12 protein-coding genes and 1 pseudogene are annotated in these 16147 nt (G+C 54.8%); 10 read left to right on the forward strand and 3 right to left on the reverse strand.

What is annotated here, in order from left to right; all coding sequences use genetic code 11:
• Nucleotides 1-49 precede the first annotated feature (49 nt).
• From glyA to E7745_RS13005, 3 genes and pseudogenes are all read left to right on the forward strand, one after another.
• Nucleotides 50-1329: pseudogene (gene glyA, locus E7745_RS12995) on the forward strand (serine hydroxymethyltransferase).
• Nucleotides 1330-1682: 353 nt separating this feature from the next.
• On the forward strand, nucleotides 1683-2162 hold the full coding sequence (locus E7745_RS13000; RefSeq protein ID WP_123399021.1) for a T9SS type A sorting domain-containing protein: 480 nt from the start codon (nucleotides 1683-1685) through the stop codon (nucleotides 2160-2162).
• Between the two features lie 29 nt (nucleotides 2163-2191).
• Nucleotides 2192-3298, forward strand: a complete 1107-nt coding sequence (locus tag E7745_RS13005) for a fibrobacter succinogenes major paralogous domain-containing protein (RefSeq protein WP_124076019.1) — start codon at nucleotides 2192-2194, stop codon at nucleotides 3296-3298.
• A 127-nt stretch (nucleotides 3299-3425) separates the two neighbouring features.
• Here E7745_RS13005 and E7745_RS13010 read toward each other — a convergent pair whose 3' ends face one another.
• On the reverse strand, nucleotides 3426-5807 hold the full coding sequence (locus tag E7745_RS13010) for a pectate lyase (RefSeq protein WP_240740318.1): 2382 nt from the start codon (nucleotides 5805-5807) through the stop codon (nucleotides 3426-3428).
• Nucleotides 5804-6166: a subtilase gene (locus E7745_RS13015; protein WP_124076020.1), complete on the reverse strand. Its 363-nt coding sequence runs from the start codon at nucleotides 6164-6166 to the stop codon at nucleotides 5804-5806. Before E7745_RS13015 ends, E7745_RS13010 begins: the two co-directional genes overlap by 4 nt.
• 353 nt (nucleotides 6167-6519) lie before the next feature.
• Here E7745_RS13015 and E7745_RS13020 point away from each other — a divergent pair, with 353 nt between their 5' ends.
• The 7 genes from E7745_RS13020 to E7745_RS13050 all read left to right on the forward strand — a co-directional run bounded on the left by E7745_RS13020 (nucleotide 6520) and on the right by E7745_RS13050 (nucleotide 14756).
• A complete protein-coding gene (locus E7745_RS13020; RefSeq protein WP_136409006.1) occupies nucleotides 6520-7545 on the forward strand; it encodes a hypothetical protein in 1026 nt (341 codons plus the stop codon).
• Nucleotides 7538-8785, forward strand: coding sequence for an acyloxyacyl hydrolase (locus E7745_RS13025; RefSeq protein WP_123399026.1), 1248 nt, complete (start codon nucleotides 7538-7540; stop codon nucleotides 8783-8785). Before E7745_RS13020 ends, E7745_RS13025 begins: the two co-directional genes overlap by 8 nt.
• Nucleotides 8786-8970: 185 nt before the next feature.
• Nucleotides 8971-9969: a class II fructose-bisphosphate aldolase gene (locus tag E7745_RS13030; RefSeq protein WP_107031317.1), complete on the forward strand. Its 999-nt coding sequence runs from the start codon at nucleotides 8971-8973 to the stop codon at nucleotides 9967-9969.
• A 205-nt stretch (nucleotides 9970-10174) separates the two neighbouring features.
• Nucleotides 10175-11512, forward strand: a complete 1338-nt coding sequence (gene dgt / locus E7745_RS13035; RefSeq protein WP_136409204.1) for a dGTP triphosphohydrolase — start codon at nucleotides 10175-10177, stop codon at nucleotides 11510-11512.
• On the forward strand, nucleotides 11512-12810 hold the full coding sequence (locus E7745_RS13040; protein ID WP_123399028.1) for a YgcG family protein: 1299 nt from the start codon (nucleotides 11512-11514) through the stop codon (nucleotides 12808-12810). The genes dgt and E7745_RS13040 overlap by 1 nt, the downstream gene beginning before the upstream one ends.
• Nucleotides 12804-14198, forward strand: coding sequence for a sodium:alanine symporter family protein (locus E7745_RS13045; RefSeq protein WP_123399030.1), 1395 nt, complete (start codon nucleotides 12804-12806; stop codon nucleotides 14196-14198). Before E7745_RS13040 ends, E7745_RS13045 begins: the two co-directional genes overlap by 7 nt.
• A gap of 69 nt (nucleotides 14199-14267) precedes the next feature.
• The gene (locus E7745_RS13050) at nucleotides 14268-14756 is read left to right on the forward strand and encodes a hypothetical protein (protein WP_124076139.1); all 489 of its coding nucleotides are present in this window, start codon (nucleotides 14268-14270) and stop codon (nucleotides 14754-14756) included.
• A 23-nt stretch (nucleotides 14757-14779) separates the two neighbouring features.
• Here the strand turns inward: E7745_RS13050 and E7745_RS13055 are convergent, their stop codons facing one another.
• Nucleotides 14780-16066 carry a glycoside hydrolase family 105 protein gene (locus E7745_RS13055; protein WP_123399032.1) on the reverse strand — a complete coding sequence of 429 codons (1287 nt, stop codon included), beginning with the start codon at nucleotides 16064-16066 and terminating at the stop codon, nucleotides 14780-14782.
• Between the last annotated feature and the right edge of the window lie 81 nt (nucleotides 16067-16147).

The raw sequence follows: 16147 nt of genomic DNA on the forward strand, positions 1-16147 counted from the left end.
CCTAACCCTCAACCGATCCAAAACTCACCCCCTATATTTTATTTAAGGTATGAAAGAAGACAAAGTAATCTTCGACATCATTGAGCGCGAGCACCAGCGCCAGAAAAAAGGAATCGAACTCATCGCTTCCGAAAACTTCGTCAGTGACCAGGTGATGCGCGCAATGGGCTCGTGTCTCACCAACAAGTATGCCGAAGGCTATCCCGGCCACCGCTACTACGGAGGCTGCGAAGTGGTCGACGAATCCGAAAGCATCGCCATCGAACGCCTCAAAGAACTCTTCGGAGCTCAGTGGGCCAATGTACAGCCCCACTCAGGCGCACAGGCCAACATGGCTGTCTTCATGGCCTGCCTCAACCTAGGCGACAAATTCCTCGGCCTCAATCTCAGCCACGGCGGTCACCTCAGCCACGGTAGCCCAGTCAACTTCTCAGGCCTCGTATATCAGGCTCTTGAATACAACGTTGACCGCGAAACCGGACGCATTGACTACGAGCAGATGGAAGAAGTGGCCCGTCGCGAACGTCCGCGCCTCATCGTAGGCGGCGCAAGCGCCTATAGCCGCGAATGGGACTACGCCCGCATGCGCCGTCTCGCCGATGAAATCGGAGCTATCTTCATGGTCGACATGGCCCACCCCTCAGGCCTCATCGCCGCAGGTCTTCTCGACAACCCCGTGAAATACGCCCACATCGTGACCACCACAACCCACAAGACCCTCCGCGGTCCCCGTGGCGGCGTCATCATGATGGGTCAGGACTTTGAAAACCCCTGGGGAAAAACCACTCCCAAGGGCGTAGTAAAGATGATGTCGCAGCTGCTCGACTCAGCCGTATTCCCCGGAGTGCAGGGCGGTCCGCTCGAACACGTCATCGCAGCCAAGGCAGTCGCTTTCGGCGAAGCCCTCTCCCCGAATTCCGCGAATATCAGCTCCAGGTGCAGAAAAACGCCGCCACCCTCGCAGGCGCACTCATCGAAATGGGCTATGACATCGTCTCCGGCGGCACCGACAACCACTGCATCCTCGTAGACCTCCGCAGCAAATTCCCCGAACTCACAGGCAAGGTAGCCGAAAAAGCCCTCGTGCTCGCCGACATCACCGCCAACAAAAACATGGTTCCCTTCGACTCTCGCAGCCCCTTCCAGACCTCAGGCATCCGCCTCGGCACCCCCGCCATTACAACCCGCGGCGCCAAGGAACCCCTCATGCTGGAAATCGCCGAGATGATCGACACCGTGCTCCGCAACCCCGAAAGCCCCGAAAACATCGCAGCCGTCCGCGCTAAAGTCAACGCCACGATGCAGCCCTACCCCATGTTCGCATGGTAATCACTTCAGGAAAGCATCATCCATAAAAGGCGCTCGGCAATAGCCCGGCGACCCAAAACTTACAGGCCGTTCAGAAATCTCAGCAGAATTCTGAACGGCCTTTTTCACAATTTGGCGGACAGCCCGGAATCGCCACCAAAATAACAATTTTAAAGCGACATCCCCATAAAACACACATTTTGTAACACATATTTGCATATTTAATCAACAATCGTTAATTTTACCGCCAGAATATTCACAAAATGCAATCTCAGATTTATCGTATAAAATCAGAAGGAGCTTAATCAAAATTTTACTGTCCTTTCCCTCATCTCTTGCTTGGAACTACCCATTTTTAACTAAAATCATAATTGATGAAATTACATTACTTGCAATTTGCTATTGCCGTGACCGGAGCATTAGCTGTTACAGCCCAAGCTGGAGCTGACGACAAGCTGGTTGTAACAGGAACCGACAGCAAACAGACCGCCATCAGCATCGCGGATGTCAGCCGTATCACCTTCAACGGCGACAAAATGAAAATCGCCACAACCAAAGGCGATCTCGACTATCAGTTAGGAGCGATTGACAACCTTGCCTTTGACCTTGAAGCAAGCGCGGCCGACCATATCGAAACCTCGCTCCGTGACGACATTACCCTCGGCATCAGCGGAGGCATTCTCTCCGTCTCAGCCCCCGCAGGCGTCCCCCTCTCGGTAGCCGTCTACAACCTCAAAGGGGTCGCCGTGGCGCGCCACACCGGATTTGAAAACATCAGCATCGACTTCAATCCTATGGCGCCGGGCATCTACATTGTAAAAGCCAACGGCAAAACCATCAAATTCACCCGTTAATCACCACCAATCACTGAAACATCACAGACATGAAAAAATATCTGCTTCCCTCCCTTCTTCTTTGCGCCGCATCGGCTTTCGCCCAAACCCCGGCCTACACACTCAGCATCAATCTCAAAAACGGCGACAAAGTCCAGTATCGCGTCGATGAAATCGACAGCATGACATTCGATGAATCCAAGGAAACCACCCAGGCAGTGGCAGTAGAAATCCCCACCGACTTCTCTACCGGATGGGTACAGAAAGTCATGGCCGATGGTAAACAGGTGGCCGAAGTAGCCAAGGAATACATCCGCTCCATCAACAGACAGGTAGTGGTGATCTACCCGATGGGAGCCGACGGACGCGCCGATCTCACCAAAGGCCTCACCTCAACCGGAGCCTCTGTGGTCTGGGATCTTGACGCAAACACCGCCACCGTAGGCGAGGAAGGCAATGCTCTTTCCACCGTCTATGTAGCCGACGGAAACATCATCTCTTCTTACAGCGGCGAGACAACCGCAGCCACTCTTCAGCCTGATGTCATTACCGACAACCGAGGCCTCTTTGACCGCAACACATACAAGATCGTAAAGATCGGAACCCAATACTGGATGGCTGAAAATCTCCGCGCCACCTGCTTCCGCGACGGCTCTTCAATAGCCTCCATCTCCTCAGGCGAAAACGCCGCCTGGAAAGCCAACACAACCGGAGCCTACCTCGCAAGCACCGACTATGACTGGCTCCAGGTTGCAGGCTACATGTATAACGGCTACTGCGTGACCAGCGAAAAAGGCATCGCCCCGGAAGGCTGGGAAGTACCATCGACCGAGCAACTCACAAAACTGCGCACCGCCGGCGGTCTTGCCGCTGCCAACTTCAAGGCCTCCGACTTCGGAATGTGGTCAGAAGGCATGACCGGAAACAACATCACCGGATTTGATGCCGTCGCAACCGGCACCTATGCCAACGGAGACATCACCGGCCTGTATTCCGACACATATTTCTGGGGCTCTACCGTTTCCACCAGCTGGCTCCGAGTCGAAGGTCTCAGCACCCTCCGCGTTAATGGCACCGCCAAAAATGTAGCGGTCAGCGGCCCGGATGACTGCCATGCCTACACATTCGGCCACTCCATCCGCTGCGTACGCAAATAATCATCCCTCCACTCCTCCTCTCTCCGCTCTTAATTACAAAAATCACTTATTACAACAGAGAGTCCAACTTCTGCTTTTCAGGAAGTTGGACTCTCTTTTTGATTCCGGCAATCCGGTCTTTTACGCCTTACTCGAAAATGCCTACGAGCGTGCTCTTGTAGCTTTCGAGAGCTGCTTTGAGTTGAGTGTTCACACTATAGTCTGTATCGGCACCGCTGTAGTTGAGATCCCAGACAAAATCGCCGTGGTTGAGACGGCCTGCGCCGTAGAAACCGGTCACCACAGCCGGCACTTCTGACGCCTCAAGCGGAGTGTAGTCATACATCAGAGCCGGATTTGTGTCGAAGTTGTCATAGGTGCCACCGCCTACAAGCGCCTTGAATGTCGAAGGCACTTTTTCGTCACGGCTCGATGCCTCGTAGCAGTCAAAATCCGTAGCACTCATGGCGTGAGTGATCACATTATATTTATCGGCCGTGCCCTTTTCGGCATAGAGATTTCCGAAGCTCTTGATGATGCCGCCGTTTTCGCCTGAGAAAGTGCCATCGCCCTTTGCATCGGTGCCCTGACGCGAGCTCATCATCGGAGCAAGAGAGTGGCGGAAGAAATTACGCTCAACAAACACACTCGATGAGGTCGTGGCACCCACTCCGTATTTCGAACAGCCGTCATAATAGTTGTTCCAGACATGCACTGTCATAGTGCGCACACGCGGATGGCGCGAATCGCTGTGGTCAAACCAGTTGTGGTGATAGTCGATATAGTTCGGGCCTGACTCCGACTTCATGCCGCAGAGCGAGCTCTTGCCGCTGTCATGAAAACGGTTGTAGGCCACTGTGATATACTGCGAATCATTTTTGATGTCTACCGTGCCATCGCCTTTCGCCTGGTCTGAATCGCCGCCGGCGTTGCCATAGAACAGATCAAGGTGATGGACCCAGCAATACTTGTTGTCAGTGTCGATCGAGATACAATCATCCATGCAGAGCATGTTTGCGAAGTTTCTCAGCTCAACAGAGACCGTATTTCTGAGCAGGAAGCCGAAGCCCCAGGTGGTTGCGTCATCACCGATACCTTCGATGGTGATATTCATTGGGATGGTATTGTTCTTGCCCTTTATCTGCAGACCCTCTGCAGAGCTGCCTAATGCGTCCATATCGGAGTCACGGATTGTTCCGATCAGACGGACAGCGAGCGGACGGGTCTCCACACCCTTCTGATAAGCATTGATAATGGCCTGGAGTCCGGTGAACTCAGTGCCCTCGCCGTCTTTGTCGCTCTGCTTTACCAGACACTTCACAGTCTTGGCAGTCTCTGCGGTGACATAGATCACACGAGCATCATCTTTCAGCTCGCCATTGTCCTTGTAGGCACCGACACCACTGTTGTTGAAATGAGCGAAACCGCTGCGGTCATAAGCCTTGACGGCCATTTCCTTGGCCTCGCTGGCCATACTCTCGTCTTCCGCTCCGCCGATCACGGGCACAACCTTCAGCGAATAGACCCCGGCAGGAAGCCCAACCATGTCGACACGACCGTAAGAGCCATAGTTGCGCACCAGCTCGCGGTCTATGCGGGTATAGTCGCTATACTTGCCACCTTTAATATATACACGGTAGGTAGACGCGTCTTCAAGCGGCACCCACTTGGCATAGACCGACTCCAGCCAACCTTTAGCCTCGGTGATGTTGACACCCTTGTTGCTGATTTCCGCGTCAGCTCCGGTTTCGGGAGCCTTGGCGAATCTGATGGCGGTTACATTCTGCTTGAACTCATCGTTCCAGTCGCCGGCGAGAGGAGTCACGCTCACTGTTCCGGTGGCCTTGTCGATGTTCACCTCTGCAAGATCGGCGGTATTGTAATACTTGACATCACCGCTTCCGAGCTGCAGGAGCATCTGATTGTTCAGAGTGTTCATACCCACCGAATGGTCACCTGAAGGAGTGGGGCCCGGCTCAGGATTCTCGCCGCCGGTTCCGGGATCGCGGACAACCGAGATGAACATAAGGTTAGTGCCTGTATTGCCGTCACGCACAAGCGAGAGATTCGGCTGATCCTCTACGAGAGTGTAGGTCAGTTTCTCAGGAGTGTCAGGAGAGCTGTAACCGTTGATGAAATCGGGGAACGCGTTAAGTTCGACTATTTTATTTCCCTCTCCCAAAGAAATAAGTTTGACAGCGCCGCGTTTCGAGGCATCCTTATTGTTTATAAAACCTTGGATAGTCACGACATCTCCGGCCTTGAATCCATCAGAGCAGATAAGATTGATCGCGTTTCCATTATAGACGTTCTCTGTAGTGTAGCCGTTTGCAAGCTGCAGACAAGTGACGCTTGTCGTGTTAGATGCATACTTAACTGATTTTGAAACAGTAGTGCCTGAAATCGAGATGTTGGTCATCGACCCGTTCGCATAACTGCAAAGCAAGGTTTCGGCATTCATTGCCGGCACAAGGGCAAATAAAGCTATTACGGCGGTCAGAAGTCCGCGCAAAGAGTAGAGATGTTTCATTTGACGTAGACTTTTTGACCGTTGACAATGTAGATTCCTTGTGAGAGGCCATCAGGTTTTTCGCCAAGATACTGGCCTTTGAGGTTGTAGACGCCCTTCTGCTTTTTGGGATCAGCGAGGATTTCCTTGATGCCTGACTCGCCGCTGTGGTCGAGAGTCACGGCTACGAGGCCCATTTCAGCAGTCTCGCTGGTGTTGTCACTGAACGTCAGAGTAACCATCTTGTCATTAAACGTGAGCTTTGTGAGATCTTTGGCAATTGTCTGCCCGTTGATGACGGTGGTCACCTTCGAGTCAGCCTGAGCCGTCACGGCCATTGCCAGAAGTCCAAGCCCGAAAATCAGTTTCAGGGGTTTCATGGTTTTTGTATTGATGTAAATAATGAATGTCTGATAAAATTCAATAGTTTCCAAGCAGAACCATAGGCGCTTGAATCATGGTATCAACATTGGTTCCTGCAGCAGAGATATTGTATTTTGCAAAAATCGAATTTGGGACAAAATTACAAATTGAATTTTGAAAGATTCACATCCGTAGACTTAAAATAAGTTAAACCACCCGGAAGCACTCTCCTGCGGCCGTCAGCTGACAGCCTCATCAACAACAGCACCCGTGCGGTCTGTTCTCAAATTGCTTTTTTTAATTAATTCACAAACAAATGCCATTTGTATTCCAAAAATCTTCGCTATATTTGCGGTTCACATTTCTTTTCATGCACACATACTGCTTAAAACTATCCTTTCTGCTCTTCGCCCTGTTGCTGCTGACAGGTTGCAACAACGATATTTTCATTGACGATACCCCTCCCTCATCCTCCGATTTTGAAATCGCCATCGGCGAAGGGAAAGAGGTCACATTCGCCACCGATTATCTGCGCAGCATTCAGCTCCAGCTTGACCGTTTCAGTTATGACTGGACAACCTATAACGAATACGGCTACACCCAGACCTACAACGACTATACCCGCCTCTATCTGATGGACGTCAGCTCAAGCCTGCCTTTCATCAGCAGAGTCGAGGCCGTCAGCAACGATCTGACGGTGGAATTCGTGCAGGAAAAGCTCGGAAAGATCAAAATCAGCTCTCTTAAAAACATCTCCGGCGAAAACGTCAGCGGGCGCATAAAACTCGAATACTCCTACAAGACCGAATATGTCAGCTTCACCATCATGCGCGAGGAGGAAGAAGGCCACTACATCATCACCGCCCTGACCTACGAACCAGACATCTCGAATGACTTCCGCACCACCACCAGCAATCGTATCACCATCAACAACCGCGGACCCAATACCATCACCCAGTCATACTGCGTGGAGAACATCTGCCAGATATATGTCAGATTCGAAACCCCGTCGCTCCGCAACTTCGACATCGACACCGATTCGGAATTTCCGCTGGTGGAGATACCGACCTATATCCAGACAGCTGAAACCGAGATGGTCACCGGAAAATTCAACGGCGAGAAAGTACGCTACTCCGAAGAGCTCTCCTATATCAAACCACTCGACAGCGCCTCGGTCAACGGTCTGAGTTTCTCGGCAGTCTATCCGGTGGAGATACCGCCCATGTCAGCCGCTATAAGCAATATGACTATATCGAGAATCATAATGACGGCCAAAGGATCGCTCCGCATAAGCAACCCCATCTCAGGCCGAAGCCACGATCTGCCGACAACGGTAACCGTCATCCAGCCATTCTTCTATACATTCAACTGGAAAATATCACCCCTCGATGAATAACACCAACCGGACATCACTGACCGGGGCGATCTCCACAAAGCTCCGCGCCATAGCCGCCGCGGTCCTGACCGGCACGGCACTCTCACCCGTCTCAGCAGCCACCCCCGCAGCGGCTGACAGCACCTCGTCAATAGTCAGCCATCTTGGCTTCGACATGTGCGGGGCATATGTAGGCTCCTCCACCTCAGCCCTGCGTGACGCCGGCTATTACGGCGATGACCAGAAAGAGCTCCGCTCGGCCATGTCGGCCCACCTGAAATACTCGTTCAGCTACTCCCACTCAACCCGCACCGGCCGGCTCTATCCGGGTGCATACCAAGGCATAGGCCTGTCAATGACATCGTTTTTCGAAAACCGGCGCGTAGGAACGCCCCTGGGCATCTACGTGTTTCAGGGCGCACCGATCTTCAGGCTGACCCCGCGGCTCACCTTCGACTACGAATGGAACTTCGGAGCGTCATTCGGCTGGAAAAAATATGACGAAGACCACACACCCGTCAACCTGATAGTCGGCTCGAAGACCAACGCCTACATCAACGTAGGCTTCATGCTGCGCTACCGCCTGACATCACGGCTCGCGCTTGCCGCCGGCATCGACATGACCCACTGGTCAAACGGCAACACCTCATGGCCCAACCCCGGAGTCAACTCCATAGGCGGCCGCGCCGGACTGATCTACACCTTTGACAGCCGCGCCACCCAGGCCACCCTCTCGGACATGACTGGCACCGAACCGGTCAAACCCCACTTCAGCTACGACCTGGTCATCTACGGCGCCGCCCGCAAGCGTATGCTCCATATCAACTCCGCCCCCCAGCTTCTGCCCGGACGCTTCGGCATAGCAGGGCTGAATTTCGCCCCGATGTATAACTTCAACCGCTTTCTGCGTGCCGGAATCTCAGCCGACATACAGTATGACGAAAGTTCCGGACTTGGAAAATATTACGTCGAAGGCACCTACGGCGACAACATCAAATTCCGCCGCCCCGGCTTTTTCCACCAGGTTTCGGCCGGACTCTCGGCCCGCGGCGAGCTCGTGATGCCCATCTTCTCTATCAACGCCGGCATGGGCTACAACATCATCGGCAACAGCGACAGCCGCAACTTCTATCAGGTCCTCGCCCTGAAAGTCAACGTCTGGCAGCACCTCTTCCTCCACATCGGCTATCAGCTCAACAGTTTCCGCAACCCCAACAATCTAATGATAGGCCTCGGCTACCGCTTCCACGACCGCCGCTGACCCCGCCGAACCAAAACAGCCTCATTGACGGACGTTTAGCCGAAAGCAACACTTTTTCAGCGTCCATCCGGCAAATTCAGCTTACTTTTTTGCCCGAATCATGATCAAGACCGGGATTTTTTTGTTAACTTTGTAGCCAGTACAATTCTAATTACTATTATTAATCAATAAACCTCTTAACTAAAATGACAAGTTATAAGGAATTAGGTCTCGTAAACACCAAAGAAATGTTTGCAAAGGCCATCAAGGGTGGTTATGCGATCCCCGCATTCAACTTCAATAACATGGAGCAGCTCCAGGCCATCATCAAGGCTGCGGCTGAAGAAAAATCACCCGTAATCCTTCAGGTTTCCAAAGGTGCACGCAATTATGCCAACCCCATCCTGCTCCGCTTCATGGCCCAGGGTGCTGTTGAATATGCAAAGAGCCTCGGCTGGGAAAATCCCCAGATCGTGCTTCACCTCGACCACGGTGACAGCTTCGAGCTCTGCAAGGACTGCATCGAACACGGCTTCTCGTCAGTGATGATCGACGGATCACACCTTCCCTATGAAGAAAACGTTGCCCTCACAAAGAAAGTATGCGACTACGCCCACCAGTATGACGTGACTGTAGAAGGCGAACTCGGCGTGCTTGCAGGCGTTGAGGACGAAGTGTCATCCGACCACCACACCTACACCGACCCTGAAGAAGTTATCGACTTCGCAACCCGCACCGGTGTTGACTCACTCGCAATCTCAATCGGCACCTCTCACGGCGCTTACAAGTTCAAGCCCGAACAGTGCACCCGCGACGCCAACGGCCGTCTCGTTCCCCCGCCGCTGGCATTCGACGTACTCGATGCCGTTATGGAAAAACTCCCCGGATTCCCCATCGTGCTCCACGGCTCAAGCTCTGTTCCCCAGGAATACGTTGACGAAATCAACGAATACGGCGGCAAGCTCCCCGACGCCATCGGTATCCCCGAAGAAGAACTCCGCAAGGCCGCCAAGAGCGCTGTCTGCAAGATCAACATCGACTCTGACAGTCGTCTGGCAATGACCGCCGCCGTGCGCAAGGTGATGGCCACCAAGCCCGCTGAATTCGACCCCCGCAAATACCTCGGTCCGGCCCGCGACGAAATGGAGAAGCTCTACAAGCACAAAATTGTTGCAGTGCTCGGCTCAAACGGCAAGGCTGAATAATCAGCATCCGCGCCGAACAAAAAAATACTCTGACTGACAGGGCTGATGCGCGGTGCGCATCAGCCCTGTCCGATTTTCCAGCCATTCCTTTTTCAGTCTATCCGGCTTCAGAGAGCGTTTCTTAACATTTGTTATCAGACTCACTCACAAATATTGCGTATCTTCGCAAATACAAACCATCTTCAAAAACTCGATTATGGAACAGATGTCATGGGACAGACTCATCAACGACAAACGCTTCGGGCTCGAACACTTCCACGACCCGAAAACCGGCTCGCGCAGTGACTTCCAGCGCGACTTTGACAGGCTGGTCTTTTCCTCGCCGTTCAGACGTCTGCAGAACAAAACCCAGGTGTTTCCGCTTCCGGGCAGCATCTTCGTCCACAACCGCCTGACCCACAGCATAGAGGTGGCCAGCGTAGGCCGTTCGATGGCCGCCGAGATAGCCGCCGGACTTCGGCAAAAATACTCCTCTGAACCGTGGGTCGGCAAGCTCTACTCCATCGGCGAGATAGTCAGCGCCGCCTGCCTCGCCCATGACCTCGGCAATCCACCCTTCGGCCACTCAGGCGAAAAAGCCATCTCGACTTATTTCAGCGAAGGCGAAGGCCGCTGTTTCCGCGACCGCCTCACAGACCTCCAGTGGACCGACCTGACCAACTTCGAAGGCAACGCCAACGCCTTCCGTCTTCTCACCCACCGCTTCAACGGACGCCGTCCCGGCGGATTCGCCATGACCTACTCCACCCTCGCCTCGATAGCGAAATATCCATTCGACTCCTCGCTAGCAGGCTCACACGGCAAATTCGGATTCTTCTCATCCGAGCAGGACGATTTCATAAAAGTGGCCGAAGAACTGGGCATGATCCGCCACAAGGAACCCTCAGGAACCGTGCGCTTCGCCCGCCATCCGCTGGTCTACATAGTGGAGGCCGCTGACGATATCTGCTATGAGATCATGGACATCGAAGACGCCCACAAACTGAAGATACTCTCAACCGAAGAGGTCATTCCCCTCTTCCTGGGATATTTCGACGAAGCCCGCCGCGCCCACATAACGCGCGTCATGGAAAGCGTCGACGATCCGAACGAGAAGATAGCCTATCTGCGTTCGTGCATCATCGGAGCGCTCGTCAACCGCTGCGCCGAGGCCTTCCTCAGCCACGAGGAAGAGATACTCCGCGGACAGTTCCGAGGCTCGCTGCTCGACCACATTCCCGATCCCGAACACCGGGCCTACCGCGACTGCGAGGCTCTTTCCTGGAAAAAGATCTACTGCGCCGGCGATGTGGTCGACATCGAGCTTGCCGGCACACGCATCATATCATTCCTTATCCACGAACTTGTCAAAGCCGTCTGCAACCCCGACCTGAACTACTCGCGCCTGCTTCTGGCTAAAGTGCCGGAGCAATATGAAGTAGACTCACCGGGGCTCTACGGCAAACTCCAGGCTGTACTTGACCACATCTCAGGCATGACCGATGTATATGCCCTCGACCTCTACAGCCGTCTGAAGGGCATGAGTCTTAAAATCAACAACTGATGATGACCAGAAACCACCACCCCTCCGCCCTGCGCCTGGGCCTTGCCCTGCTGCTCCTCCTCTGCTCGGTGACAGCGAAAGCCATCACCGTCGACGAGGTGCCCAACGTGCATGTAGCCGACCGCTCTCGCTACGTCTCCAACCCCTCCGGTGTCCTCTCCGACGCCGCAGTCCGCAGTCTTGATGCCGAAATCGGATCGCTGTGGACCGACACCTCTGTCGAACTGGCCGTTGTGGCCGTGGACCGCGTAGACGCCTCGATGACTCCTGAGGAATTCGCCACAAAACTGTTCGAAAAATGGGGCATCGGCAAGAAAGACAAAGACAACGGCATACTGGTGCTGCTGTCGCGCGACGACCATGCCGCCATCATCCGCACCGGCTACGGAGTGGAAGGAGCCCTCCCCGACATAATAGCCGGACGCATCATCCGCAACGTCATGTTTCCCCTCTACCGCGAAGGCCGTTATGACGAAGGCACCGCGGCAGGAGTCAGCAGCATCGCAGAGATAATCCGCAACCCGGAGCTTGCCGAAGAACTGAAATCGAAATATGCCAATGACTCGCGCCGTGAGTTCGAGAATGACCTCAGCGGCAGCGAGCTCTTCAGCATGTATCTCTCGTTTGCAGGCGCAGTGGCCCTGGTGCTCCTGGTGATGGTGGTCTACGCCATCGCATCGACCCGCCGTCTCGACGACGTGCAGCGCTACCGTGCACTCGACCAGTACCGCACCCCCACCCTGTTCGGCCTCTTTCTCACCCTCGGCATGGCACTGCCTGCCTTCCTGCTCCTCGTCTTCAAGATGAAACGTGTGCGCCGCCACAGACGTGACTGCCCCCACTGCGGCACCCGCATGGAGCTGATCGACGAAGAGCATGACAACGACTATCTCACCCCGGCGCAAGACACCGAGGAGCGCATCAACTCGATCGACTATGACGTGTGGCACTGCCCCAAGTGCCACCAGACCGAGATACTGCCCTACATCAACCGTCAGAACAACTACAGCATCTGTGAGCGCTGCGGAGCACGCGCCATGTCGCTCGTCGACCGCCGCACCCTGCGTCAGCCCACCGTCTCCCAAGAAGGCGAGGGCGTAGACATCTACATCTGCAAAAACTGCGGAAACCAGCATCAGAAACGCTTCCGCATCCCCAGGAAAGCCGATCCAACAGCCGCCATAGTGGCCGGGAGCATTCTCGGCAGCTCACTCCGCGGAGGCGGTGGCGGCGGCTTCAGCGGCGGATCGTTCGGCGGTGGCATGACAGGCGGCGGAGGCGCAGGCGGACGATGGTAGGCGAATCTGTGACGGCTCTCGCCGACTTCCTCTGCGGCTATCCGCTGTTCATCCTGCTCATCGGCGGCGGCTTCTACCTCTTCCTGCGTTCAGGCATGGTGTCGCTGCGATTGCTCCCTGCGGCGTTCAGTGAACTGCGCGGCAAGCAGTCGCGCGAATCCGGACGGCAGATCTCATCGGTCCAGGCTCTGACATCTGTGGTAGCGGCAACCGTGGGCATGGGCAACATAGCCGGTGTGGCCATTGCTCTTGTGATGGGCGGGCCGGGTGCCATTTTCTGGATGTGGGTCAGCGCCCTGGTGGGAATGTCGACCAAATTCCATGAAGGAGTCCTCACCACACGCTACAAGACCGCCGGCCCTGACGGACGCACATCAGGCGGCACAATGTATATCATAGACCGAGCCCTCGGCCCGCGATGGCACTGGATGGCGCTGACTTTTGCCGTGGCCGGAATGCTCGGCACGCTCTGCATCATGAACGCCAACCAGCTGACCGAAGCCGTGGTCAGCACCTTCACCACTCCCGAATGGCTTGAAAACAGTCCGGCTGTAGGCTCTCTCGCCTCGGCTCTCGGCTGGGGCCACGAAGCAGCCTTCCGCCTCATGGTCGGAATAGCCATAGCCCTGATTGTGTCATCGGTAGTGGTAGGCGGCATACGCCGCATAGCCGGAGTGGCCAGCTGGCTCGTACCCTTCATGGTAGGGCTTTATTTCCTCCTTGTGCTCTACATAATCATCACTCATTCCGCCGAAGTCCCCGCAGCCTTCAGATCAATCTTCGCCGAAGCCTTCAACCTGCGCGCAGGCTGGGGCGCTCTGGCCGGCATAGCCATCATAGGCGCCCGCAGAGCCGCACTTGTCAACGACGCGGGTGTCGGCACGGCCACCATCATGCACGGAGCCTCGGCCAACAGCGAGCCAGCGCGTGAAGGCCTCATCGCCATGCTTGGTCCGGCCATTGACTCAGGCCTTGTCTGCACCCTCACCGCCCTCGCCCTGCTGCTTTGCGGCGATCTGCAGGCAGTGGAAGGAATCAAGGGCCTCGACGTGGCCATGAAAGCCTTCGCCGCCGCCATTCCCGCCGGCGAGTACCTGCTGATGGGCATAGTGCTCTGCTTCTCGCTGTCGTCAATGTTCAGCTACAGTTTCTACGGCAACCGCTGCGCGGCCTATCTCTTCGGCGAACGCCGTGCGCGCTTCTACACCTGGTTTTTCATCCTGACACTCGTGGTCTTCGCTGTCATGCCGCTCGGAGTGGCCATAGGATTCTGCGACCTGTTCTACGCGCTCATGGCCTTCCCGACAATGATCACTCTGCTGCTTCTCGGCGGTAAAGTGAGGGAAGAAATCAGAAAATTCACAGGCCGTCCCGCATTATCGCACTAAAACCATCGCCGCACAACCGTATATTTGCAGTGAAAAATCACTGCAAACACACATCACATCCATACGGTTATGAAAAGACAGAAAAAACAGAATCTGAGCGTATCGCAAAACTTCTATGACGGGATAATGGCCCGCATCGACAGCTCCATGAAGGCCGTAAGAGCCACCCAGGAAGAGACCTATCAGGTCAAAGCCTACATCTACGAATATCTGAGAGACGGAAAAGCGCCCGGACGCCGGCTTGAGGGGCGGCAACTTCTGACCGTCATGCTGCTTAAAGCCGAGATCGAGAAAGCCATAGCCCGCTCGGCCAAAGCCCGTCAGCGCAGCCGCAGGCGCAAAGAAGCGGCTGTGGCCGCCACTCCGGCCGAGGCGCTTTCTACAATCCGCACCGATGAACCAGAAGAGGAGGCAGAAACCGAAGAAGCCCCCATCACCGTAAAGCTCAACCGCCGTCAGCGCCGCCTCCGCGAGATGGCCCTGCGGCGCATGGCCCGCAAAAGCGCACAAAAAAACTGCTGCCCGCCAGGACGATCCCTGGCAGGCAGCAGCCGATGATTGTGAAAAAAATACGAATTCTATTATTTTTTCTTCATGCTTGTGTCGTAGCCAAGCTGTTCCATTTCAAGCGAAGCCCAGATGAACGGGCCGATGCCCTTGGCATCGTTGTCGCGGACAGGCTCGCTGAGATAATAGTCATAAGAACCGTCGCGGCGGGTGTTTTCCTTCACCTTGGGAGCGGCGGCTTTAACCGAGGGGCTCATGCCCGGACCGAGGCCTGCCACAGCGCAGCAGTCGGTGAGCGAGATGGTTCCGTCAGGATTTTCCTTGATGAATTCCTTAAGAATTCCGCGATAGGCCTTGATGCCGGCGTCACGGTAGCTCTGGCCTACCCAACCCTTACGGGCGGCTTTCAGCAGAGAGTAGGCGAACATGGAAGACGCGGTTGATTCAAGATAGTTGCCCTTGCGGGTAGGTGAATCCATCACCTGATACCACACATCGGTCTTCTTGTCCTGCCATTTGATCACATTGTCAAATGTCTTGGTCAGCAGCTCGATCACCTCGCCGCGGCGCGCATAGTCATCAGGCAGAGCATCGAGAAGTTCCACGAGAGCCATAGTGTACCAGCCCTGGGCGCGCGCCCAGCAGTGCTGCGAAAGGCCGGTTTCGTTGTCGCTCCAGAACATGTCGCGGTTTTCGTCCCAGGCATGGCGGTTGAGACCGGTGGCAGGGTCGAGAGTGCGCTCATAGGTCTTCTTGACCTGATCGACAGCATCGTCGTAGATCGGGAGAGCCTGTTCGGGCGCATAGATCATTGACGCGGTCAGCACACGATAGGGAAGGCCCATGAAAATGCCGTCGAGCCACACCTGATAGGCGTAGATGGCCTTGTGCCAGTAGACACCCTCTTTGGTTCTGGGCTGGTCGTTGAGCTGGAGCATGAGAGTGTTCATGGCCCGGAGATTCTTGGCTTCGGGGAAGTGCTCATACATGCGGGTCACGAAGTGGCCTGTGCGGACATTGTCGAGATTGTAGTCCTTCAGATTGTAGCGGCGTATCTCACCGGCAGGAGAGATCATCGTATCTGTGTATTCTATACAATAAGCCTTGATGTCGTCACCGCCGTAGCGCAGATAGGTGTCGAGCATAGACTCCAGTTCGATACCCATGACATAGCTCCATTTCGGGCGGTTGGAGAAGTCCAGGAGATAACTTTTCGGCTGACGCTTCATCTCAGAGCGTGTCATCCATTCCGAATAGTGTTTGGGCTTTTCGGGCGCAGGCGCGGCGGGCATCGAAGCCACAGCTTCGGCTGCAAAAACCGACATTACAGCCCCGGCAAGCATTAGCTTTAACTTTTTCATTGGTTTTAGAGGTTGTGATAAACGGATATTGATTTCAGCACAAAAGTAGTAAGAATCCGCCTAACTGCCAAACAGCCCCCC

Origin of the sequence: Duncaniella sp. C9 (assembly GCF_004803935.1) — a bacterium.
GTDB lineage: Bacteria > Bacteroidota > Bacteroidia > Bacteroidales > Muribaculaceae > Duncaniella > Duncaniella muris.

Coding starts and splice junctions, on each gene's coding strand:
- E7745_RS13040 (WP_123399028.1), top strand. CDS start 11,512: ATGATGACCAGAAACCACCACCCCTCCGCCCTGCGCCTGGGCCTTGCC.
- E7745_RS13055 (WP_123399032.1), bottom strand. CDS start 16,066: ATGAAAAAGTTAAAGCTAATGCTTGCCGGGGCTGTAATGTCGGTTTTT.
- E7745_RS13050 (WP_124076139.1), top strand. CDS start 14,268: ATGAAAAGACAGAAAAAACAGAATCTGAGCGTATCGCAAAACTTCTAT.
- E7745_RS13045 (WP_123399030.1), top strand. CDS start 12,804: ATGGTAGGCGAATCTGTGACGGCTCTCGCCGACTTCCTCTGCGGCTAT.
- E7745_RS13010 (WP_240740318.1), bottom strand. CDS start 5,807: ATGAAACATCTCTACTCTTTGCGCGGACTTCTGACCGCCGTAATAGCT.
- dgt (WP_136409204.1), top strand. CDS start 10,175: ATGTCATGGGACAGACTCATCAACGACAAACGCTTCGGGCTCGAACAC.
- E7745_RS13025 (WP_123399026.1), top strand. CDS start 7,538: ATGAATAACACCAACCGGACATCACTGACCGGGGCGATCTCCACAAAG.
- E7745_RS13020 (WP_136409006.1), top strand. CDS start 6,520: ATGCACACATACTGCTTAAAACTATCCTTTCTGCTCTTCGCCCTGTTG.
- E7745_RS13015 (WP_124076020.1), bottom strand. CDS start 6,166: ATGAAACCCCTGAAACTGATTTTCGGGCTTGGACTTCTGGCAATGGCC.
- E7745_RS13005 (WP_124076019.1), top strand. CDS start 2,192: ATGAAAAAATATCTGCTTCCCTCCCTTCTTCTTTGCGCCGCATCGGCT.
- E7745_RS13030 (WP_107031317.1), top strand. CDS start 8,971: ATGACAAGTTATAAGGAATTAGGTCTCGTAAACACCAAAGAAATGTTT.
- E7745_RS13000 (WP_123399021.1), top strand. CDS start 1,683: ATGAAATTACATTACTTGCAATTTGCTATTGCCGTGACCGGAGCATTA.